The sequence below is a fragment of the Neisseria sp. HMSC056A03 genome (assembly GCF_001815685.1).
GTDB lineage: Bacteria > Pseudomonadota > Gammaproteobacteria > Burkholderiales > Neisseriaceae > Neisseria > Neisseria subflava.
The window spans coordinates 123,556-146,142 of record NZ_KV821626.1 but is presented as its reverse complement, the minus strand read 5'-3'; the positions used below and the strand labels follow the sequence as shown (position 1 = coordinate 146,142).

The window sequence follows — 22,587 nt, the reverse complement described above, 5'->3', positions numbered from 1 at the left end:
TTTCAGACGGCCTTTTATGGCTATTTTTAAGCCGTCAGACTGTATCGGTTGTGATATCGCACCGATACAGTCCGCGCGGCGGTTTTATCGGTTTGCCGGTTGGTTTATTTGTTGCGGGTCAGCAGCTCGGTTCCGATTTGTCCGGCTGCGATTTCGCGCAGGGCGGTTACGGTTGGTTTATTGTTGCGGATGTCGTCAACCAAAGGCGTATTGCCGTTTTCTAATTGGCGTGCGCGACGGGCGGCAACGAGGGTAAGGTCGAAGTGGTTAGGGATTTTACCTGTGCAGTCTTCAGTAGTAATACGGGCCATGTTTGCTTGCTTTCTTTCTATGTTTCAAATAAACGGTTATTTTCGCTGTTTTTTAGGAATTTTCCAACAGGTTTGAGATAAATCCCTGTTGAGAGGATTTTTTCAGACGGCCTGCTTTAATAATGTGGAATAAATCGGCTTCGGCACGATCCAAATCGTCATTCACAACGACGTAATCGAACAAAACGGATTGCTCAATCTCATGACGGGCTTTTGAAAGGCGTGTTTGAATAACTTCTTCGCTGTCTGTACCACGGCCGATCAAACGTTGCGCCAATACTTCAAAGGAAGGCGGCAGAATAAAAATGCTGCTGGCTTCAGGCAACGATTTACGCACTTGCGCCGCACCTTGCACATCAATTTCCAAAATTACGTCATAGCCCTCTTCGCTCAACGAATTCACGCCGGCAATGCTGGTGCCGTAATAATTGCCGTACACATTGGCGTGTTCCAAAAAGGCTCTTTGCTCAATCAGTGATTCAAATTCTTCTTTGGGAACAAAGTGGTAATGCACACCATGTACCTCACCTTCACGCGGCTGGCGTGTGGTATGAGAAATAGAAACACGGATGTCGTCATGATTTTTCAACAGGCGCGACACCAAGGTCGTTTTACCTGTGCCGGAAGCGGCAGAAATGATGTAAATATTGCCTTTTTTATGATTTTGCATGGTGGTTCAGCCGATGGTATGTACCTGTAAATTATAACACAACACAATGTTTCTCGGAATTTCAGACGGCATGTTGCAAAATTTGGCTATTGTATCGATTAATTTGGCAAGTCCGCATATGACCGCTACAATATCGTGTTAAAAACTTTTTGATTTCGGAATGTCGAAATGTTGATTCATCCTGAAGTAATGGGCGTAGAAGCTTTGGCGGACAAAATCCGTAAAATTGAAAACTGGCCGCAAAAAGGGATTTTGTTTCATGACATTACTCCCGTTTTGCAAAGCGCAGAATATTTCCGCCTGCTGGTCGATTTACTGGTTTACCGCTATATGGGGCAGAAAGTTGATGTCGTGGCAGGCTTGGATGCGCGCGGCTTCATTATTGGCGCGGCTTTGGCCTATCAGCTGAACGTCGGCTTTGTCCCCATCCGCAAAAAAGGCAAACTGCCGTTTGATACGGTTTCTCAAAGTTACGCTTTGGAATATGGCGAAGCAACGGTAGAAATCCATACCGATGCCATCAAGCCGGGCGCACGCGTTTTGTTGGTAGATGATTTGGTGGCAACCGGCGGCACAATGCTGGCAGGTGTCGAGCTGATCCGCAAACTGGGCGGCGAAGTAATCGAAGCGGCTGCCATTTTGGAATTTACCGACTTGGACGGCGGCAAAAAAATCCGTGAAAGCGGCGCACCGTTATTTACCCTATGCCAAAACAAAGGCTGTATGTAATAAAAAACCGCAAGCTGATCAGCCTGCGGTTTTTTATTGTCAAAATCATTCGAGAACGTATCCGTCCGTATCCCAGAAAGTTTTTTTCACCAACTGGTCGTCTTTATAAACCAACTCGGATTTCTTCGCACCATCATCATACCAATCCAAAATAATGCCGCTGCGTTTACCGTTGCGAATACTCAATTCAGACACAACACGGCCATTTTCATCCCAACTGATGATCTCCGTTGGTTTGTCATTGCTCATCATCATTTCGGTTTTCGGGCTGCCGTCTGAATACCATTGTTTCCAATGGCCATTGGCTTTATCGTGCTTAAATTGGATTTCGCTTTCTTTCACACCATTTCGGTAATAGCGGGAACCCACGCCCTCACTCAGACCATTTTGATAAGGCATTACCGCAGATTTTTTGCCGTTTGGATACCAGTTAACCCATTCGCCATGCGGTTTACCGTTGCGATAGCTGCCAACCATCTTTTTCTGACCGTTGAAATGCCACAGGGTCAGCGTACCGTTATCCAACGCCGGCACAAAAACCTTAATCTGACCGGCAGGTACTTCGTACGGATCAGAATATTTTTTCATCGATGGATAGTAAAAATCCTGCACCTGCGCCTTGCCTGCCTCAATCTTATATTGGCGGACATAAGCAACCGAAGGCATGGTTGCCGTCAGTTTACCGTTTTGATTGAAATAAACGGTATGTTGCTGGGCAAAGGCGGCAACGGGCATACTGAACAAGGCAGCAGCCAACAGGCCTGATTTTAAATAATTATTCATGATATGGAGTTTGGCAGTAATATGTTCTACAAAAAGTCAGTAATAAAAATTCACTGACATTAGAAACTATGACGAATATTATAAGCCATAGTTTCAAAGCCTGCTTGGATTTCATATTCGGCATACCATAGACATTTGTATTTTCTTTAAATATTAAAGATTATACAAAACAAAGGCCGTCTGAAACTTTTTCAGACAGCCTTTGTTTTATTTACATCAAAATAAACTACTCTTCACCCAGTAATTGCTCGCGGGTCAACAGGAATACAAACCCATCGCCACCGCTGGTTTCCAACCAAGTAAACGGTAATTCGGGATAAGCCGCTTCCAATACCTCACGGTTGTGACCGATTTCAACCAGCAATACACCTTTCGGATTCAAATATTTCGCCGCTTGCAGGATAATTTGACGTGTAGCATCCAAACCATCTTCGCCGCTGCCCAAAGCCAATTCCGGCTCATGTAGGTATTCATCAGGCAACGCCTCCACAGATTCCGCGTCGACATAAGGCGGATTGGAAACAATTAAGTCGTAGGTTTCATCCAAACCTTCAAACAAATCGGTATGCACCAAGCTGATGCGGTCTTCCAAGCCATAATCTTCAATATTAATCGCAGCCACTTCCAGTGCATCCAAGCTTAAATCAACGGCATCGATTTGTGCGTCGGGATAGTGATGCGCCATTTGAATGGCCAAACAGCCGCTACCGGTACACAAATCTAAAGCTCGATGCACCAATTCATCATGTTCAATCCAAGGACGGATACCGTCGCCAAGCAATTCATAAATGAAAGAACGAGGCACAATAACGCGCTCATCAACATAAAAATCAAACTCGCCCTGCCATGCCTGATGCGTCAGATACGCGGCAGGAATATGCTCAACTGCGCGGCGTTCGATAATCGACAGCACTTCCTCCTTCTCACTTTGCAACAATTTAGCATCCAAATAAGGCTCCAACATATCCAAAGGCAGGTTCAAAGCGTGCAAAATCAGATAGACTGCCTCGTCATGGGCATTATCACTTCCATGTCCGAAAAACAGTCCGGCATCATTAAAACGGCTGACGGCGAAACGCAATAAATCGCGAACAGTGGTCAGCTCTTGAGCAGCTTGGTTAAACATAATGTTTTGTCTTGTCAATTTAAGAATGTTGAAATTATAACAGAAAGGCCGTCTGAAAACTTTTCAGACGGCCTTCGATTTAATTCAGCTTAAGATTATTTATCGCGGCTGAATACAATTTTGGTAGCTTGGATAGCAACGCAGACAGCACCACCGATGAAGATCAAGTCAGCAGCGGTACGAACCCAACGCAGGGTATCCAAGATTTCCATTTGCAGGAACTCTTCGCTACGTGCATACCACAGACCATGAGTGATAGAAGCGTAAGCTTGAATCACGCCGACCGGCAACAGGCTGATGGCAATCATACCCACCAGACCGCCGTTCAGCAGCCAGAAACCCCAAGTCATCAGTTTGTCGTCAAATTGAACATTAGGTTTCAGGTAGCGTGCAACCAGCAATACGAAGCCCAGAGCCAAGAAACCATACACACCGAACAGAGCCGCGTGAGCGTGAACTGCAGTAGTGTTCAGACCTTGGATGTAGAACAGGGAAATCGGCGGGTTAATCAAGAAGCCGAATACGCCGGCACCGATCATGTTCCAGAAAGCAACTGCTACGAAGCACATCAGAGGCCAACGCAGACGTTTTGCCCAGTCGGACAGGTGTTGGTAAGACCAGTGTTCGTAAGCTTCTCGACCCAGCAGAACCAAAGGTACAACTTCCAAAGCGGAGAAACATGCACCGATTGCCATAGAAGCAGAGGTAGAGCCGGAGAAGTACAAGTGGTGCAATGTACCTGGAATACCGCCCAACATGAAGATTGCAGCAGCTGCCAGAGTAGAAGCAGTAGCAGTACTACGGCGGACAAAGCCCATGTTGTAGAAGATGAATGCGAAGGCGGCAGTAGCGAACACTTCGAAGAAGCCTTCTACCCACAGGTGAACCACCCACCAACGCCAGTATTCCATCACAGCGATTGGAGATTTCTCACCGTAGAACAGGCCAGGAGCGTAGAACACACCCACACCGACCATAGAAGCTACGAAGATAGCCAACAGGTTTTTATCTGTACCTTTTTCTTTAAAGGCAGAGATAGTACAACGCAGCATCAGGAACAGCCACAACAGCAGGCCGACCATCAGCAGAAGTTGCCAGAAGCGACCCAAATCCAAGTATTCGTAACCTTGGTGGCCAAACCAGAAGTTCAGTTCAGGTGGAATGATGTGAGTCAAAGCAAAGAAGTTACCTGCGTAAGAACCGCCAACTACAATGAACAGGGCGATGTATAGGAAGTTCACACCGGCACGTTGGAATTTAGGATCTTTACCGCCGTTCACAATCGGAGCCAAGAACAGACCTGCTGTCAGGAAGCCGGTTGCAATCCAGAAAATAGCGGATTGGATGTGCCAAGTACGGGTCAACGCATATGGGAACCAGTCGGCCATTTCAAAGCCCAGTGCGGTATCGATACCGTAGAAGCCTTGACCTTCGACAGTATAGTGAGCGGTCAAACCACCCAACAGTACTTGTACGACAAACAGCGCAACAGTCAGGAATACATATTTGCCCAACGCTTTTTGAGAAGGAGTCAGTTGTACTTTAGAGATAGGATCTTCAGTAGGTACTTCAACCTCTTCATGCTTGGTCAAGAAAGAGTAACCCCACATCAACAAGCCGATACCCATCAGCAACAATACCACGCTGGTGAAAGACCACATGTAGTTTTCAGTAGTCGGTACGTTGTTGATCAGAGGCTCATGTGGCCAGTTGTTGGTGTAGGTGAAGTTCTCGTCAGGACGGTTGGTCGAAGCAGACCAAGAAGTCCAGAAGAAGAAGTTGAACAGTTTTTCACGCGCTTCTTGGCTTGGCAATGTGTTGTTTTTCATTGCAAAGTGTTCGCGAGTGGTTTGAAACTTAGGATCGTCGCTGTACACGCCGTGGTAGTAAGGCAGAATGCTTTCGATCGCTTTCACGCGGGTATCGCTGATAACGACAGAACCGTCTTCCTTAATACGGCTTTGGTTGCGGTATTCGTCAGCCAAACGTGTTTTCAGAACAGCTTGTTCTTCAGGAGAAACTTCGTCAAATTTTTTGCCGTAAGTTTCTTGCGCAGTCAGATCCAACCATGCAACCAGCTCGCGGTGCAGCCAGTCGGCAGTCCAGTCCGGAGCTTGGTATGCACCGTGACCCAATACAGAGCCAACTTCCATACCGCCGGTAGTTTGCCATGCAGATTGACCTGCCAAAATATCGTCTTTGGTCATCAGGACTTTGCCGGATGCAGAAACGACTTGTTCAGGGTATGGCGGAGCCTTTTTATAGACCTCGCTACCCATATAACCAAGAATGGTAAAGCATACTGCCAGTACGGCAAACAGCAAGTACCAAAGCTTCTTGTACTGTCCCATTTTGAGTACTCCTTGATTTTGGTAAAAAGTGGTTGGGTATTAATTCATCAAATATGAATGTTAAAGATTGTATCACGGTTTTAAAAGTAAAGAAATATTTTGTCAATAATATTCCTTTAAAACCATTAACTTACATGATATTGATTCCTATTATCCTGTATAACTCCTCCTTTGTTATATTTTGTGTTAAGCCCACACTAACATTTTCACACAAAAATAAACTTTTCGGTTTAGTTTTTTATACTACTAAAGGAGTATTTAAGGATTAAAAGATTCATATTCATTGAACAATTTGATTTATGTCAAAATACACCCAAACAAGCGCCTACATAATCATACAAAATTTCAAACCATCCTATCAGGATACTTAACTTTTCTTTCAATAAGGAAACTTTAAACATGAAACGCCAAACCTTAGCTGCACTTATCGCTTCTGTATTTGCACTGGCCGCATGCGGCGAACAAGCTGCTAAACCAGCTGAAACTCCGGCTGCTACCGCTTCTGCTGAAGCTCCTGCCGCTTCCAACCCACAAGCTGCTGCAGAAACTCCTTCTTCAGAACTGCCTGTAATCGATGCCATCGTAACTCACGCTCCGGAAGTTCCACCTCCAACTGATCGCGATCATCCGGCTAAAGTACGCGTTAAAATGGAAACCGTTGAAAAAACCATGACCATGGAAGACGGTGTTGAGTACCACTACTGGACATTCAACGGCGACGTTCCAGGTCAAATGATCCGTGTACGTGAAGGCGATACTGTTGAAGTTGAATTCTCTAACCACCCTTCTTCTACCGTTCCTCATAACGTTGACTTCCACGCTGCAACCGGTCCAGGCGGTGGTGCAGAAGCTAGCTTTACTGCTCCTGGCCACACTTCTACCTTCAGCTTCAAAGCACTGCAAGCTGGCTTGTACATCTACCACTGTGCCGTTGCTCCTGTAGGTATGCACATCGCCAACGGTATGTACGGTTTGATCTTGGTTGAACCTAAAGAAGGTCTGCCTAAAGTGGACAAAGAGTTCTACATCGTACAAGGCGACTTCTATACTAAAGGTAAAAAAGGTGCTCAAGGCTTGCAACCTTTCGATATGGATAAAGCGATTGCTGAACAACCTGAATACGTTGTATTCAACGGTCACGTAGGCTCTATCGCAGGCGACAACGCTCTGAAAGCTAAAACTGGTGAAACTGTTCGTTTGTACGTTGGTAACGGTGGTCCTAACTTGGTATCTTCTTTCCACGTTATCGGCGAAATCTTCGACAAAGTATATGTTGAAGGTGGTAAACTGATTAACGAAAACGTACAAAGCACTGTGATTCCTGCCGGTGGCGCCGCCATGATCGAATTCAAAGTCGACGTTCCAGGCAGCTACACTTTGGTTGACCACTCTATCTTCCGTGCGTTCAACAAAGGTGCTTTGGGTCAATTGAAAGTTGAGGGTGATGAAAACCCTGAAATCATGACCAAAAAACTGAGCGACACCGTTTACCAACCTGCCGGTGCTGCCACTTCTGCTCCAGCAGCTGCGTCTGGTGCTTCTGAAGCCGCTAAATAATCTCTCGGTTTAATACGCCAAGCCACTGCTGCCCTACTCTTTAGAGCAACAGTGGCTTCCATCACGATTAATCTTCCTGTTCAAATCAGACAGATTGATTTTTCAGACGGCCTTGTTATGATTAGGCTATCTGAAAAATAAATTTCCTGTTTCAATCGATAATAAGGGCGTACCATGAAACTCATACGACTCCTCCTCTTAGGCAGTGCCTTAATCTGCGGCAATACATTTGCTGCCGAAATGGTAAAAATCGAAGGAGGCAGCTACCGTCCTCTCTATCTCAAAAAAGACACTTCCCTTATTAAAGTCAAACCCTTCCAACTTGACAAATATCCGGTAACCAATGCCGAATTTGCCGAATTTGTGAACACACATCCGCAATGGCAAAAAGGCAAAATCAGTTCCAGACATGCTGAAAAAGCTTACCTGAAACATTGGGTAAAGAACGGCAGCAACAGTTTTGCGCCTAAAGCCAGCGAACTCAAACATCCGGTAACCAATGTTTCATGGTTCGCCGCGAATGCTTACTGCGTTTCCAAAGGTAAACGCCTGCCGACTATTGACGAGTGGGAATTTGCAGGCTTGGCTTCTGCCACTCAAAAAGACGGCTCTGCCGAACCTGGCTACAACCGCACCATCTTAGATTGGTACGCAGACGGCGGTCGCAACGGTCTGCGCGACATCGGTAAAAACAAACCCAACTATTGGGGCGTATATGATATGCACGGCCTGATTTGGGAATGGACTGAAGACTTCAACAGCAGCCAACTCTCTGCCGGCTCGTCCAATACGCAAATGTTCTGTAGCGGCGCATCCGTAGGTTCAAGCGATCCGTCCAACTATGCGGCATTCTTACGCTACGGCATCCGCACCAGTCTGCAGTCCAAATATGTTTTAAATAACTTGGGCTTCCGTTGCGCAAGCAAATAAAGTTTAGTTTTTATCACCAAAGCAGCTTTGGCGGTACTGAAAGGTATCGCCGCTTTTTTTGGCCGTCTGAAAAGATATGGCGCACAAAGACAAATTGTGGCATAATCCGCCCGTCTTTATAAAAAGGCACTTAGGAGTTTGCTTAGGTCGTTCGGCTTGGCAAACTTGTCCGAACCTGAAAAGGTTCTTTTATTTTCGGAGTTATCCATCATGGCATTGACCGTAGAACAAAAAGCACAAATTGTTAAAGATTTCCAACGCAAAGAAGGCGATACCGGCTCTTCTGAAGTACAAGTCGCTCTATTGACTTTCCGCATCAACGACCTGACTCCTCACTTCAAAGCCAACCCTAAAGACCACCACAGCCGTCGCGGCCTGTTGAAAATGGTTAGCCAACGTCGTCGCCTGTTGTCTTACCTGCGTCGTACTCAGCCTGATACTTACCGTACACTGATTACCCGCCTGGGTCTGCGTAAATAATTTATGCTTAAATCAACACCGCCTTCGGGCGGTGTTTTTTATTAACATACCGATGTCGTCTGAAACACAGGCCCACGCTCTGTGTTATACTTCCACACGCTTAAGCAGCAAGGCTTAAACTTCCAATCACTCCTTAAAGCTCCCATCAAAGCGAGAATCTGAATTGTCTGTTCATTCCATGTTGCACTCAGGAAAATTTTGGCTGAAAACCCTGGTTTTCAGCATTGCCGTGCTTTTATGCCTCGCGGCGGTCTTGAGTGCCTTAATGTTCCGCATATTCAATACAGAAAACATTGACGCATTCATACAGAAAAACTTTTCTGCCCATGGCTGCCAAGTCAAATACAATGCCAATATCAGCAGAAAATGGCTGCCGCGCCCTACGCTTATTTTAAAAGATCTAAGCCTTTCATCTTCCGAACCAGACACGCCGACACTGAGCATTGCCGAATCCAAAATGGGCTTTGGCTGGAGCAGCCTATGGTCAGACGCCCCCATTATTGAAAAATGGATTCTTTCCAATCCGTCGCTGACATTGGGTCCCAAGAACCACCTGCCTGCCTGCCTGCAGCAAAACCACACATCAAAAGAAAGCTTCCAACTCAACCGCGTCATCATCAATAGCGGCAACATCCGCTATCACAATAAAGAGCAAGATATTGCCTTAAACGATCTGCAATTTTCCCTGCGCAGAGCCGATTCAGACGGCCGTCCATTCGATATCAGCAGCACACTGCAAAACATCGGCAACCCCATCAGTTGGCAGGGTGCCGGCCATCTTGTACAAGATGATGCCGGCTGGAGCGTTCCCTCCCTCAAATTAAACCTGCAAACCGTATTACTCAAAAACAAGCTGGATGCCCAAATCGCAGGCAGCCTTAATTGGCAAAATCAGACCGTCCTTTTCCGCGACTTCAATCTGCAAGCCGAAAGCGACTATCAAAACTTGCATATCAACGCACGTTCGCCCCTCTTGCAATTCAAAAACGGCTATTTGCACCTCAACACACTCAACGGCGCATTGACCGCCGGCAGTGAAAACAACCAATGGGACGGTTCATTCAAACTGGACAAAGCCAACCTCTATCCAACCGTTTTGACCTCCGCCAATTTTGAACTCAAAGGCAGCCATAAAAACGACCGCCTCCAAACCAACTTTACCTTTTCCAGCCCATTGGTTTGGCAAAAAGGCAAAGGCATCGATGCGCCCAAACTGCACCTCAGCACCCTGCAAGACACCATCAACCGCCTTCCCCGCCCCCGATTCATCAGCACCCTCGAAGGCCAGGCCAATTTCAGCCTCAATACATGGGAAGGCCGTCTGAAAGGTGCATTTGACAGACAAGCCCTTGCCTTGGCCTTTAAATACCAACGCGATGCCCAACCGCGCCCGCACCTTGACGCCGGTATCGCCTTACAAAAACTCAATCTGACCCCTTACTTGGAAGATCTGAAAACCCAGCCATCACTAAACCTTCCTTCCCTGCTGGCTAAATCCTGGTTGCCCGACATTGAGGCCAACCTCCAAATCGGCAGCATTCAAACTGCCGGCCTGCAATTAGAAAACATCGAATCCCTGCTCACCGCCGATAAAGAACATATCGCCCTGCACCGTTTCAAAGCCGGGCTTTATGGCGGCAAAACCGAGGGCGGCCTGAGTATTGCGGCGACCCAACCTGCTTCCTACCACCTTCAGCAAAACGCAAAAGGCATACAAATTCAACCGTTACTACAAGACCTGTTCGGTTTCCACAGCTTCAGCGGCAGCGGCGACGCCGTTATCGACATAAAAACCACCGGCAACGACCGCACCCAAATGATACAAGCCCTAAACGGCAGCCTGCTCCTCGATATTACCAACGGCGCATGGCACGGTATTGATATGGACAGCATTCTGAAAAACGGCATCTCTTCGGAAAAAATCGACAACAGCAACCTCAAAACCCCTTTCCATCATTTCACCCTCAATAGTGAAATCGAGAAAGGCATCAGCCATCATATCAACACCGAACTGTTTTCCGACAGCCTGCACGTTGTCAGCAGCGGCTATACCGATTTGAATACCCAAAAGCTATCGGAAAACCTGCTTATCAGCAACGTACTGCAACCTAAAAACAAACCAATTCCCCTAAAAATCGGCGGAACCGTACAAAACCCTTCCATTACCCTCGACTACAGCCGCTTGACCAATGGCATGAACACACCAGCAGAAAAACAAAAAGCCCTGCAAGAAACCATACAAGAACAATGGAAGTGGCTCAAACCACGCTAGGTTTTCAAGTCAAAGGCCGTCTGAAACCCCAAAAGTTTCAGACGGCCTTTTAACAGATGCCTTGTCAGAATAAGATGTTTACTGAGGAATGACCATATACACAATCAGTGCAACAATAATGGCAAACCATATAACCAACATTATCAAGCCTGTTTTGGAGAGTTTTCTTTTTCTCCAATCGAGCCTCAATATTTCTACCGTACCCTCAAACATAGACCCAATCATTTCCATCAATATTTGAAGTAGAAATTCCAATAAATCTGACATCTACAAACCCAAACGCTCCCAAATCTCATCGATTTTAGCCGTAACGGCAGGGTCTTTTTTAATCACACGCCCCCATTCGCGGTCGGTTTCGCCCGTCCATTTGTTGGTCGCATCCAAACCCATTTTGCCACCGAGTCCGCTGACGGGGCTGGCGAAGTCGAGGTAGTCGATGGGCGTGTTTTCCATCAAAACGGTATCGCGTACAGGGTCCATGCGCGTGGTTACTGCCCAGATGACTTCTTTCCAGTCGCGCACGTTCACATCGTCATCCACCACGATGATGAATTTGGTGTACATAAACTGGCGCAGGAACGACCAGCAACCCATCATCACGCGCTTGGCGTGTCCGGCGTACTGTTTTTTCATGCTGACCACCGCCATGCGGTAGGAGCAGCCTTCGGGCGGCAGGTAGAAATCGGTGATTTCGGGGAACTGCTTTTGCAAAAGCGGTACGAACACTTCGTTCAACGCCACACCCAAAACGGCGGGTTCATCGGGCGGTTTGCCTGTGTAGGTCGAATGGTAAATCGGGTTTTCACGCATGGTAATGCGTTCGATCGTAAATACGGGGAAATGATCCTGCTCATTGTAATAGCCCGTGTGGTCGCCGTATGGGCCTTCCAGCGCGGTTTCGTTTGGATGAATCACGCCTTCCAACACGATTTCAGCACGGGCAGGCACTTGCAAATTGCTGCCGATACATTTCACCAGCTCCGTCCGCGAACCACGCAGCAGTCCGGCAAACTGGTATTCGCTCAAGGTATCGGGAACAGGCGTTACCGCGCCCAAAATGGTGGCAGGGTCGCAGCCGAGCACGACGGCGACAGGATACGGCGTATCAGGATTGAGTTTGCGGAATTCCTGATAATCCAGTGCGCCGCCACGATGCGACAGCCAGCGCATGATCAGCTTGTTTTTGCCGATTAACTGCTGACGGTAAATACCGAGATTTTGGCGTTTTTTGTTTGGTCCGCGCGTGACGGTCAAGCCCCATGTTACCAGCGGCGCAACGTCTTCCGGCCAGCAATGCTGAATCGGAAGTTTATACAAATCAACGTCTTCGCCTTCCCACACAATTTCCTGACACGGCGCATTTTTCACCACGTTCGGCGCCATGCTCCAAATATCTTTCAACAGCGGCAGTTTGGAAAACGCGTCTTTAATGCCTTTGGGCGGTTCAGGTTCTTTCAGATACGCCAGCGTCTGCCCGATTTCGCGCAGCTTGGATACGCTGTCCGCACCCATGCCCAGCGCCACGCGTTCGGGCGTGCCGAACAGATTCGCCAACACAGGATAATCATAACGCGTACCGTCAGGCTTAATCGGATTCTCAAACAACAACGCCGGCCCTTCGGCACGCAGTACGCGGTCGGCGATTTCGGTCATTTCCAAATGCGGCGACACCGGATGCTGAATGCGCTTGAGTTTGCCATCAGCTTCCAATCCGGCTATAAATTCTCGCAAATCTCTGTATTTCATGATTTCATTTTCCTGAACAGGCCGTCTGAAAACAGACTGCCATTTCGGGTTTAAAAGATAAACCAGCGGCTATTGTACCTGCCAAATCTGTTCAAATCCCAACTTTCCACGTCCGAATTTCGAGATTTTTTGCAAACTACCGTCAAATTTAAACAATATCTGCTTGTGATTGCTTTCAGACGGCCTTATCTTTGGTAAAATTCCAACTTAATCCAGTCATCAATCAATATCTATCGTGGGACAGCGGCCATGTTTGCATTTTTAGAATCTTTTTTCGTTGAATACGGCTATGCGGCCGTGTTTTTCGTTTTGGTTATTTGCGGCTTCGGCGTGCCGATTCCTGAAGATTTGACACTGGTAACCGGCGGCGTGATTTCCGGCCTGGGTTATACCAACCCTCATATTATGTTTCTTGTCGGTATGCTCGGCGTATTGGCGGGCGATGGCTTTATGTTTGCGGCCGGCCGGATTTGGGGGCAAAAAATCCTTAAATTTAAACCGATTGCGCGCGTGATGACACCCAAACGCTACGCCCAAGTACAGGAAAAATTCGACAAATACGGCAACTGGGTTTTATTCGTCGCCCGTTTCCTGCCCGGCCTGCGTACCGCCGTTTTCGTAACCGCCGGCATCAGCCGCAAGGTTTCCTACCTGCGCTTTATCCTGATGGACGGCTTGGCCGCGCTGATTTCCGTTCCGGTTTGGATTTATCTGGGCGAATACGGCGCACGCAATACCGACTGGCTGATGAAAAAAATGCACAGCCTGCAATCCGGTATCTTTGCGGTACTGGGCATCGGTGCCGTCATTGTCGGCTGGATTTGGTGGAGAAAACACCGCCGCCATACCTTCTTCCGTGAAAAATTACACGAAAAACGCGCTGCAAAAGCCAAAAAACAAACCAATCAATAAACCATTCCAGGCCGTCTGAAACACTTCCTTGCTTTCAGACGGCCTCAATCATTCATCAGAAACACCATGAAACAAAAAATCTTCGTCCTCTACACCGGTGGCACCATCGGCATGACCCAAAGCAGCGCCGGCCTGCGTCCCGACACCGCCCTCGTCGATAAAGCCCTTGCCCCCTTTTCAGACGGCCTTGATTTCGAATGGCACGTTTGCCAGCCGCTCATCGATTCTTCCGCAGTAACGCTGCAAAACCAACGCGACTGGTTGGAGCTTATTATCGCCAAACTGCCTGACTATGACGGTATTTTGGTACTGCACGGCACGGATACCATGGCGTACACAGCCAACCTCTTCGCCCTTTCGCTGCAAGGTTTGGACAAACCTATTATCCTGACCGGCTCGCAATGGCCTTACGATGCCGCCAACAGCGATGCGCCGCGCAACCTTGCCATCTCCGTTTCCGCCTTCTCGCTCAAACTCAAACAAGTGGCGATTGCCTTTGACGGCAAGCTCTTCCCAGCCGTCGGCAGCAGCAAGGTCAGCACCGAAACCGCCGCAGGTTTTGACAACCTGCATTTTGGCGCGCTTGCCGAATGGGAGAAAAACAAAGGTTGGCACAATATCCGTACCGCCCCGACCCAACATTCAGACGGCCTCAAACCGCGTCTTCCATCCCCCGAAGCAAAAGTTTCCGTCCGCACGCTGATTCCCGGTTATACCGCGCAAGAACTTTCAGACGGCCTGCCCCATCTTTCCACCCAAGCCCTGATTCTGCAAAGCTACGGCCACGGCAATGCGCCGAGCGACGATGCGTTTGTCCGAGCCGTCCAAGCCTTTACGCAACAAGGCAAATTGCTGCTCAACATCAGCCAAGTGCCGCAAGGTTGCGCCGCCGCCGTCTATGCCCAAGGCGATGCTTTGCGTCAGGCAGGCATCATTAATGGCGGCAAATGCAACCTTGAAACCGCCACTGCGCTGATGACCCTTGCCGTATCGCATGACTGGAATGCGGATAAGGTGCAACAAGAATTGCGACAATTAAATCTGCTGTAAACCGCCATTTAATATGACTTTCACCGACACTCACTGTCATCTTGCTGATCCCAAACTTGCCGACACGCTGCCTGCCGTGCTTGCCGAAGCGCAAGCCGTTGGCGTAGCGCGTTTTATCGTACCGGCTACATCACCAAATGATTGGCAGGCAGTTGCACAGTTGGAAAGGCCGTCTGAAAACATCCATATCGCTTTGGGCATTCATCCTTGGTTTTCAGACGGCCTCAACGAAGCGGCATTCCAAGAGTTAGAGTCCGAATTAATCCGGCATCCGCAAGCATGGGTTGGCGAAATCGGCTTGGATTTTTATGGCAAAGAGCAAACCCAAGCCCAACGCGACACGCAGACCGACGCCTTTATCCGCCAACTCATCCTCGCCCAAAACCTCAACCGCCGCGTCATCATCCATAATCTGAAAGCCACCGCCGCCATTGCCGCCGCCGTTAAAACCGCCGGTTTCACACAAGGCGGTATCGTTCACGCCTTCTCCGGCAGCGTAGAAGAAGCACAGATTTTGGTGAAACTCGGCTTCAAAATCGGCATAGGCTCGCTGCTACTCAATCCCAATGCAAAAAAAGTCCGTGCCGCCTTACAAGCTTTAAACGACACGGATTTTGTTCTCGAAACCGACAGCCCTTTTATGCTCGGCCATGAAACCAATACACCAGCCAACATCCGCCGTATCGCCGAAATTGCCGCAGAACTACGCGGCGTACCGCTGGCGCAACTGGCTGAAATCACCGAGCAAAACGTGGACTCCCTGCTCCATACTTCCCCTTGATATGCCTTCCTCAAGGCATCAAAAAGCCTTGCACTGCCATTTCGTTTCCAAACCGACACACTCTGCCCTCCCTACCCCATATTCATGAATAAAAAGCGATACAAGGCCGTCTGAAAAAATGTTTTTGGCACAAAATATCGTTCATTGCACCATTTCAGCTTTTTAAAACCGTATTTTTCCTTTGATTGATAAAAAGTATTACGCATATTATTGGGCAAACTTTTTATTTACGTTAAAATATGCTTTTTTTTGATAATAAGGCCGTCTGAAACAGGCGGAAAATACTTATGGCAGAACAACATACACACTCCTCTACCTGGCAGAGCAAAATTAATGCCCTCGGCCCTGGCATCATGATGGCTTCGGCAGCGGTCGGCGGCTCGCACCTGATTGCCTCCACGCAGGCAGGTGCGCTTTACGGCTGGCAGCTTGCGCTGATCATTATTCTGACCAATCTCTTTAAATACCCGTTTTTCCGCTTCAGCGCACATTACACACTGGACACGGGCAAAAGCCTGATTGAAGGCTATGCCGAAAAAAGCCGCGTTTATTTGTGGGTATTTTTGATTTTGTGTATTGCATCGGCAACGATTAACGCGGGTGCGGTTGCCATCGTTACCGCCGCCATCGTCAAAATGGCAATCCCATCGCTGACTCTCGATACCGGTATAGTGTCCGCCCTGATCATGGCTTCCTGCCTGCTGATTCTGGCAAGCGGCCGCTATAAAGCATTGGACAACGTTTCCAAAATCATCATCGTCAGCCTGACCATTGCCACCGTCGCCGCGGCAGCCGTGGCCATGTCTCGCGGTATGCAGATGAAGCCCGACTTTATCGAGCCTACCCCATGGACGCTGACCGGCTTGGGCTTCTTAATCGCACTGATGGGCTGGATGCCTGCGCCGATTGAAATTTCCGCCATCAACTCTTTGTGGGTAACCGAAAAACAACGCATCAACCCTTCCAGCTACCGCGACGGTATTTTCGACTTCAATGTCGGCTACATCACCAGCGCAGTGTTGGCGGTCGTCTTCTTGGCCTTGGGTGCATATGTTCAATACGGCAACGGCGAAGCCGTACAAATGGCCGGTGGCAAATATGTCGGCCAGCTGATTAATATGTACGCCGTAACCATCGGCGACTGGTCGCGTCCACTGGTGGCATTTATTGCCTTTGCCTGCATGTACGGCACCACCATTACCGTAGTGGACGGCTACGCACGCGCGATTGCCGAACCGGTACGCCTGCTGCGCGGCAAAGACAAAACCGGAAATGCCGAATTGTTTGCCTGGAACGTCTGGGTTGCAGGTTCGGGCTTGGCCGTGATTTTCTGGTTCAACAGCGCGATGGCCGAGCTGCTCAAATTCGCCATGATCACCGCCTTCGTTTCAGCCCCTGTGTTCGCTTGGTTGAACTACCGCCTCGTCAAAGGTGACAAACGCCACAAACTGACCATGGGCATGAACTTCCTTGCCATTATCGGTTTGATTTACCTGACCGGCTTTACCGTTTTGTTCCTACTGAACCAAACAGGTATCTTGGCTGCACCTAAATAAGCCCATACTAAAAAAGGCCGTCTGAAACTCAAAAACAGGTTTCAGACGGCCTTTCCAATCAATCATATCTTTTTGAATTTTCATTCAAACCCATTATAATGACTCCTTATTTCGCCGTTGCAGACCACTCGACGGCATCCGTATTTTGGAAAATTTATGAAGCCGTCTATTTTAGAAAAACTACAACAACTCAGCGACCGACTGGAAGAAGTCACCCACCTGCTCGGTCAGCCTGAAGCCACGTCCGACATGGACAACTACCGCAAACTCACACGTGAACACGCCGAACTGACCCCCGTTGTCGAAGTCTTCCAAAACTACCAGCTGGCGCAAAGCGACTTGGCAGATGCCGAAGAAATGCTGTCCGACCCTGAAATGAAAGACTTTGCCGCCGAAGAAATCGAAGCGGCAAAAGCCAAAATCGACGAACTCGATACCGAATTGCAAAAACTGCTGCTGCCAAAAGATGCCGACGACGACAAAAATATCTTTATCGAGGTACGCGCCGGAACGGGCGGCGACGAAGCCGCGCTGTTTGCAGGCGATTTGCTTCGTATGTACAGCCGCTACGCCGAGCGCAACCGCTGGCAGGTCGAAATCGTTTCCGCCAATGAAAGCGAATTGGGCGGCTATAAAGAAGTCATCGCCCGCATTATCGGCTTGGGCGCATACAGCCGTCTGAAATTTGAATCCGGCGGCCACCGCGTGCAACGCGTCCCTGCTACCGAAAGCCAAGGCCGTATCCACACCTCCGCCTGTACCGTTGCCGTCATGCCCGAAGCGGACGAACTCGAAGACATCGAGTTGAACCCAGCCGATCTGCGCATCGACACCTTCCGTGCATCCGGCGCGGGCGGTCAACACATCAACAAAACCGACTCCGCCGTCCGTATTACCCACTTGCCGACAGGCATGGTGGTCGAATGCCAAGACGGCCGCAGCCAACACGCCAACAAAGCGCAGGCAATGAAAGTCCTCGCTGCCCGCCTGAACGACGCACAAAAACGCGAAGCCCAAGCCAAAGAAGCCGCTGAACGCAAATCCCTGATCGGCAGCGGCGACCGCAGCGAACGCATCCGCACCTACAACTACCCACAAGGTCGCGTTACCGACCACCGCATCAACCTTACCCTGCACAAACTGGATTTTGTGATGGACGGCGATTTAGAAGAAATCACCAATGCCCTGATTGCCGAGCATCAAGCCGAGCTTTTGGCAGCAATGGGGGATTGATGGATTTGGTCCATTGCGTTTATACTTTTCAGACGGCCTGATGACATATGTTAATATGGCCGTGTATATGTTATCCCGAAGTGATAAATGCAGCACCAGCTGCGCCACAGCAACACCCTTCTACAATCACCGAATGAGAGGACACAAAATGGCAAAAATCCTGATCGCACCGGTATCTGCCGGTCTGAGCGCCGATGCAGCGGCAAAAGCATTTGCAGCAGCATTAAATGCGCAAGTTTTCCAAGCCGTTGACCCTGCTGCCGAAACCCTGTTGGCTCAAGGCAAAAGCGACGATTGGTTTGACGCACTTGTCGGTAAAGTTGCAGCATTGAATGCAGACAATCTCGTTATCGAAGGCATCACTCCTGATGCGGACAAATTGTTCTTGGCAGGCAAAAACGTTGAATTGGCGCTGTCTTTGGATGCAGGCGTTGTATTGGCGCTGAAATCCGACAACACTGATGCCGCTGCCGTCACTCAACAATTGAATCTTGCCAAACAGCTCTATACCAACTCTCCAGGCTTATTGGAAGGCTTTATCATTGACGGCGCAGCCGCTGCTTTGGGCGCACAAGTTGCCGAACAAACCGGCCTGACTTTCTTCGGCTCCAGCGACAAACTACAAGACGTATCCGCTTTGGCCAAACGCGAAGCCAAACGCCTGTCTCCAGCCCAATTCCGTTACAACCTGATCGATTTTGCCCGCAAAGCCGATATGCGCATCGTTCTGCCTGAAGGCGCAGAACCGCGCACCGTCGCCGCCGCCGCCATCTGCCACGAAAAAGGCATCGCCCGTTGCGTACTGTTGGCTACCCGCGAAGAAGTTGAGGCCATAGCTAAAGAACGCGGCATCTCCCTGCCTGATTCTTTGGAAATCATTGATCCTGCTTCTTTGGTTGAGCAATACGTTGGGCCGATGTGCGAATTGCGCAAATCCAAAGGCCTGACTCCTGAAGACGCACGCAAACAGCTGCAAGATACCGTCGTACTGGGTACCATGATGATGGCTCAAAACGACGTAGACGGTTTGGTTTCCGGTGCAGTCCACACTACTGCCAACACTATCCGCCCTGCCCTGCAACTGATTAAAACCGCTCCGGGCGCAAGCCTTGTATCCAGCGTATTCTTCATGTTGCTGCCTAACCAAGTATTAGCATTTGCCGACTGCGCGGTTAACCCAAACCCAACTCCGGAACAACTGGCCGACATCGCCATCCAATCTGCCGACAGCGCCAAAGCCTTCGGTATCGATCCAAAAGTAGCCATGATTTCCTACTCTACCATCAACTCAGGCAGCGGCCCTGATGTCGATGCGGTGATCGAAGCAACCAAACTGGCGAACGAAAAACGCCCTGATTTGGCCATCGAAGGTCCGTTGCAATACGATGCGGCTACCGTTCCATCTATCGGCCAATCCAAAGCTCCGGGCAGCGCTGTCGCTGGTCAGGCAACTGTCCTGATTTTCCCAGACCTCAATACCGGCAACTGTACTTACAAAGCCGTACAACGCAGCGCCAACGTCCTGAGCGTAGGCCCGTTGTTGCAAGGTTTGCGTAAACCGGTTAACGACTTGTCCCGCGGTGCATTGATTGAAGACATCGTCTTCACCATCGCCCTGACTGCCGTTCAAGCCAAACAAATGCAAGGCTGATTGACAAGCTGATGCTTTGAAATCAAAGGCCGTCTGAAACCGATGTTTCAGACGGCCTTTCGTATCTTTGCACCAACTATATTATAATTCGCCATTATTTTCTGAAAGACTGCCCCAATGACTGCCTACCAACAACAACTAGCCGACAAAAAGCAATATCTTCAGCAACTTTTCCAAGGACTGGATTTCCCTGAAATCGAAGTCTTTGAATCTCCGGAACAGCATTACAGGATGCGTGCCGAGTTCCGTATCTGGCATGAGGGCGGTGAAATGTTTTACGCCATGTTTGAGCGCGGGCAAAAGGCAAGCGGGGCAAGCCTGATCCGTTGCGACCAATTTCCTGCCGCATCCGAATCCATCAATGCCTTGATGCCGAAATTGATTGAAGCCACATCCAATCATCCCGAGCTGAAAAACCGCTGGTACGCCGTCGAATTTTTGTCCACGTTAAGCGGCGAAATGCTGGTTACCATGATTTACCACAAGAAACTGAACGAAGCATGGCAACAAGCCGCGCAAGAGTTGGCGCACAATTTGGGCATCCACATCATTGGCCGCAGCCGCGGACAAAAAATCGTATTGAGCCAAGATTTTGTGACCGAAGCATTAGAAGTCAACGGAAAGACCTTCCGCTATCGTCAAATTGAGGGCAGCTTTACCCAACCCAATGCCCAAGTGTGCCAAAAAATGCTGACGTGGGCGTGTGATGCTGCGCAAAACTTAGGCAAAGACCTACTTGAGCTGTACTGTGGCAACGGCAATTTCACCCTGCCGCTTTCGCAACATTTTAATCAAGTATTGGCGACCGAAGTTTCCAAAACCTCCGTCAACGCCGCCCAATGGAATATTGAAGCCAACCAAATTACCAATCTCAAAATCGCCCGCCTGTCTGCGGAAGAATTTACCGAGGCATACACGCAAAACCGTGAATTCCGCCGCCTGCAAGAACAAGGCATCGACTTGAAAAACTATGATTTTTCAACCATTTTCGTTGATCCTCCACGCGCCGGTGTTGATGATGAAACTCTCAAATTGGTTGCCCGATTCGACAACGTACTCTATATTTCCTGCAACCCTGAAACCCTGCGTGCCAACCTCGACACGCTCTGTCAAACCCATGCCATCGAACGCGCCGCCCTGTTCGACCAATTCCCATTTACCCACCATATCGAAAGCGGCGTTTGGTTGAAGAAAAAATAAAATCATACAAAAAGGCCGTCTGAATGTTCAGACGGCCTTTAATTAACGGCATATTAAGCGATTTTCAAATCAATCCGCTTCCAAAACCACTTTCATGGCTTGGTTTTCAGCAGCGTGTTTGAATACATCGTAAGCTTTTTCCAATTCGCTGAATTTGAAATGGTGGGTCATCATTTTGGTGTAATCCACTGAGCTGCTGGAAATGGCTTTCATCAGCATTTCAGTAGTATTGGCGTTAACCAGGCCGGTAGTGATGGCAAGGTTTTTAATCCACAGTTTTTCCAGTTTGAAATCAACGGATTGACCATGTACGCCAACCACAGCAATATGGCCGCCGGGTTTCACGATGTCTTGACACATATTCCAAGTTGCCGGGATACCGACCGCTTCAATGGCGCAATCTACGCCGTCTTCGCCGACGATATCGGCAACTTGCTTGCTCACATCGCCAGAAGCAGGGTTAATAGTATGGGTTGCGCCCAATTCTTTCGCCAGTTTCAAGCGGTTTTCGTCCATATCGCAAACGATGATGGCAGCAGGGCTATACAGTTGCGCAGTCAGCAAGGCAGACATACCGACAGGGCCGGCACCGGCGATGAACACGGTATCGCCAGGTTTCACATCACCATATTGCACGCCGATTTCGTGGGCGGTCGGCAAGGCATCGCTCAACAGCAGGGCAACTTCTTCATTGACGTTGTCAGGCAGTGGAACCAAGCTGTTGTCGGCATAAGGCGTACGGACGTATTCGGCCTGAGTACCGTCAATCATATAGCCCAAGATCCAACCGCCGTTGCGGCAGTGTGAATAAAGTTGGATTTTACAGTTGTCGCAAGTACAGCATTTGCTGACACATGAAATAATGACTTTATCATCGACTTTGATGTTTTTTTACAGCATCGCCGACTTCTTCTACAATACCGATGCCCTCATGACCGAGAATACGACCGTCGGCAACTTCAGGGTTTTTACCCTTCCAAATACCCAAGTCAGTACCGCAAATCGTGGTCTTAACGATTTTGACGACTGCATCGGTCGGATCGATGATTTGAGGACGAGGTTTTTCTTCGAAACGGATGTCGTTTGCGCCATGATAAACCATTGCTTTCAAGTGAATCTCCTTGGACGGTTAATAAATTTTAACAATACAGCGTAAATCCACGTTAACTATATTTATATACCCCTCCATAAGATAAGTCAATCCTGATTATTATTTTGTATATTATAGTGTAATATACTGTTTTAAAAA

At 48.7% G+C, this 22,587-nt stretch carries 18 protein-coding genes and 1 pseudogene; 12 read left to right on the top strand and 7 right to left on the bottom strand.

Going from position 1 to position 22,587, the window contains the following annotated elements; translation table 11 throughout:
* Nucleotides 1–104: 104 nt before the first annotated feature.
* The gene (rpoZ, locus tag HMPREF3052_RS05620) at nt 105–311 is read right to left on the bottom strand and encodes a DNA-directed RNA polymerase subunit omega (RefSeq protein ID WP_003682294.1); all 207 of its coding nucleotides are present in this window, start codon (nt 309–311) and stop codon (nt 105–107) included.
* A gap of 52 nt (nt 312–363) precedes the next feature.
* The gene (gene gmk / locus HMPREF3052_RS05615; protein WP_070749068.1) at nt 364–981 is read right to left on the bottom strand and encodes a guanylate kinase; all 618 of its coding nucleotides are present in this window, start codon (nt 979–981) and stop codon (nt 364–366) included.
* A gap of 168 nt (nt 982–1,149) precedes the next feature.
* Between gmk and HMPREF3052_RS05610 the strand changes: the two genes are divergently transcribed.
* Nucleotides 1,150–1,710 (top strand): adenine phosphoribosyltransferase, encoded by a 561-nt coding sequence (locus HMPREF3052_RS05610; protein WP_003682296.1) that lies wholly within the window; start codon nt 1,150–1,152, stop codon nt 1,708–1,710.
* Between the two features lie 45 nt (nt 1,711–1,755).
* Here the strand turns inward: HMPREF3052_RS05610 and HMPREF3052_RS05605 are convergent, their stop codons facing one another.
* From HMPREF3052_RS05605 to HMPREF3052_RS05595, 3 genes are all read right to left on the bottom strand, one after another.
* Nucleotides 1,756–2,445 (bottom strand): toxin-antitoxin system YwqK family antitoxin, encoded by a 690-nt coding sequence (locus tag HMPREF3052_RS05605; RefSeq protein ID WP_232444977.1) that lies wholly within the window; start codon nt 2,443–2,445, stop codon nt 1,756–1,758.
* Nucleotides 2,446–2,719: 274 nt separating this feature from the next.
* Nucleotides 2,720–3,619, bottom strand: coding sequence for a 50S ribosomal protein L3 N(5)-glutamine methyltransferase (gene prmB / locus HMPREF3052_RS05600; RefSeq protein WP_070749067.1), 900 nt, complete (start codon nt 3,617–3,619; stop codon nt 2,720–2,722).
* A gap of 95 nt (nt 3,620–3,714) precedes the next feature.
* Nucleotides 3,715–5,970: a nitric-oxide reductase large subunit gene (locus HMPREF3052_RS05595; RefSeq protein WP_070749065.1), complete on the bottom strand. Its 2,256-nt coding sequence runs from the start codon at nt 5,968–5,970 to the stop codon at nt 3,715–3,717.
* Between the two features lie 399 nt (nt 5,971–6,369).
* On the opposite strand from HMPREF3052_RS05595, the gene nirK reads away from it, so the two are divergent.
* From nirK to HMPREF3052_RS05575, 4 genes are all read left to right on the top strand, one after another.
* Nucleotides 6,370–7,527, top strand: a complete 1,158-nt coding sequence (gene nirK, locus HMPREF3052_RS05590) for a copper-containing nitrite reductase (protein ID WP_070749063.1) — start codon at nt 6,370–6,372, stop codon at nt 7,525–7,527.
* A 174-nt stretch (nt 7,528–7,701) separates the two neighbouring features.
* On the top strand, nt 7,702–8,457 hold the full coding sequence (locus HMPREF3052_RS05585; RefSeq protein WP_070749061.1) for a formylglycine-generating enzyme family protein: 756 nt from the start codon (nt 7,702–7,704) through the stop codon (nt 8,455–8,457).
* Nucleotides 8,458–8,667: 210 nt separating this feature from the next.
* Entirely contained in the window at nt 8,668–8,937 is a 270-nt protein-coding gene (gene rpsO / locus HMPREF3052_RS05580; protein ID WP_003679932.1) for a 30S ribosomal protein S15, read from the top strand.
* Nucleotides 8,938–9,115: 178 nt separating this feature from the next.
* Entirely contained in the window at nt 9,116–11,209 is a 2,094-nt protein-coding gene (locus HMPREF3052_RS05575; protein ID WP_070749059.1) for an AsmA family protein, read from the top strand.
* 267 nt (nt 11,210–11,476) lie between these two features.
* Here the strand turns inward: HMPREF3052_RS05575 and ubiD are convergent, their stop codons facing one another.
* Nucleotides 11,477–12,955, bottom strand: a complete 1,479-nt coding sequence (gene ubiD, locus HMPREF3052_RS05565) for a 4-hydroxy-3-polyprenylbenzoate decarboxylase (protein ID WP_070749055.1) — start codon at nt 12,953–12,955, stop codon at nt 11,477–11,479.
* A 249-nt stretch (nt 12,956–13,204) separates the two neighbouring features.
* Here ubiD and HMPREF3052_RS05560 point away from each other — a divergent pair, with 249 nt between their 5' ends.
* The 7 genes from HMPREF3052_RS05560 (at nt 13,205) to trmA (ending at nt 21,338) form a co-directional block, all read left to right on the top strand.
* Complete coding sequence (locus HMPREF3052_RS05560) at nt 13,205–13,867, top strand: DedA family protein (protein ID WP_070749053.1); 663 nt, start codon at nt 13,205–13,207, stop codon at nt 13,865–13,867.
* Between the two features lie 66 nt (nt 13,868–13,933).
* Nucleotides 13,934–14,917 carry an asparaginase gene (locus HMPREF3052_RS05555; protein WP_070749051.1) on the top strand — a complete coding sequence of 328 codons (984 nt, stop codon included), beginning with the start codon at nt 13,934–13,936 and terminating at the stop codon, nt 14,915–14,917.
* Nucleotides 14,918–14,930: 13 nt separating this feature from the next.
* A complete protein-coding gene (locus HMPREF3052_RS05550; protein ID WP_070749049.1) occupies nt 14,931–15,698 on the top strand; it encodes a TatD family hydrolase in 768 nt (255 codons plus the stop codon).
* 287 nt (nt 15,699–15,985) lie between these two features.
* A complete protein-coding gene (locus HMPREF3052_RS05545; protein WP_070749047.1) occupies nt 15,986–17,254 on the top strand; it encodes an NRAMP family divalent metal transporter in 1,269 nt (422 codons plus the stop codon).
* A 156-nt stretch (nt 17,255–17,410) separates the two neighbouring features.
* Entirely contained in the window at nt 17,411–18,487 is a 1,077-nt protein-coding gene (prfA, locus tag HMPREF3052_RS05540; RefSeq protein ID WP_049329850.1) for a peptide chain release factor 1, read from the top strand.
* 148 nt (nt 18,488–18,635) lie between these two features.
* Nucleotides 18,636–20,138, top strand: a complete 1,503-nt coding sequence (pta, locus tag HMPREF3052_RS05535) for a phosphate acetyltransferase (protein WP_070749045.1) — start codon at nt 18,636–18,638, stop codon at nt 20,136–20,138.
* Between the two features lie 117 nt (nt 20,139–20,255).
* A complete protein-coding gene (gene trmA / locus HMPREF3052_RS05530; protein WP_070749043.1) occupies nt 20,256–21,338 on the top strand; it encodes a tRNA (uridine(54)-C5)-methyltransferase TrmA in 1,083 nt (360 codons plus the stop codon).
* A 69-nt stretch (nt 21,339–21,407) separates the two neighbouring features.
* On the opposite strand, the pseudogene HMPREF3052_RS05525 reads toward trmA, so the two are convergent.
* A pseudogene (locus HMPREF3052_RS05525) lies at nt 21,408–22,449 on the bottom strand (zinc-dependent alcohol dehydrogenase family protein).
* Nucleotides 22,450–22,587: the final 138 nt, after the last annotated feature.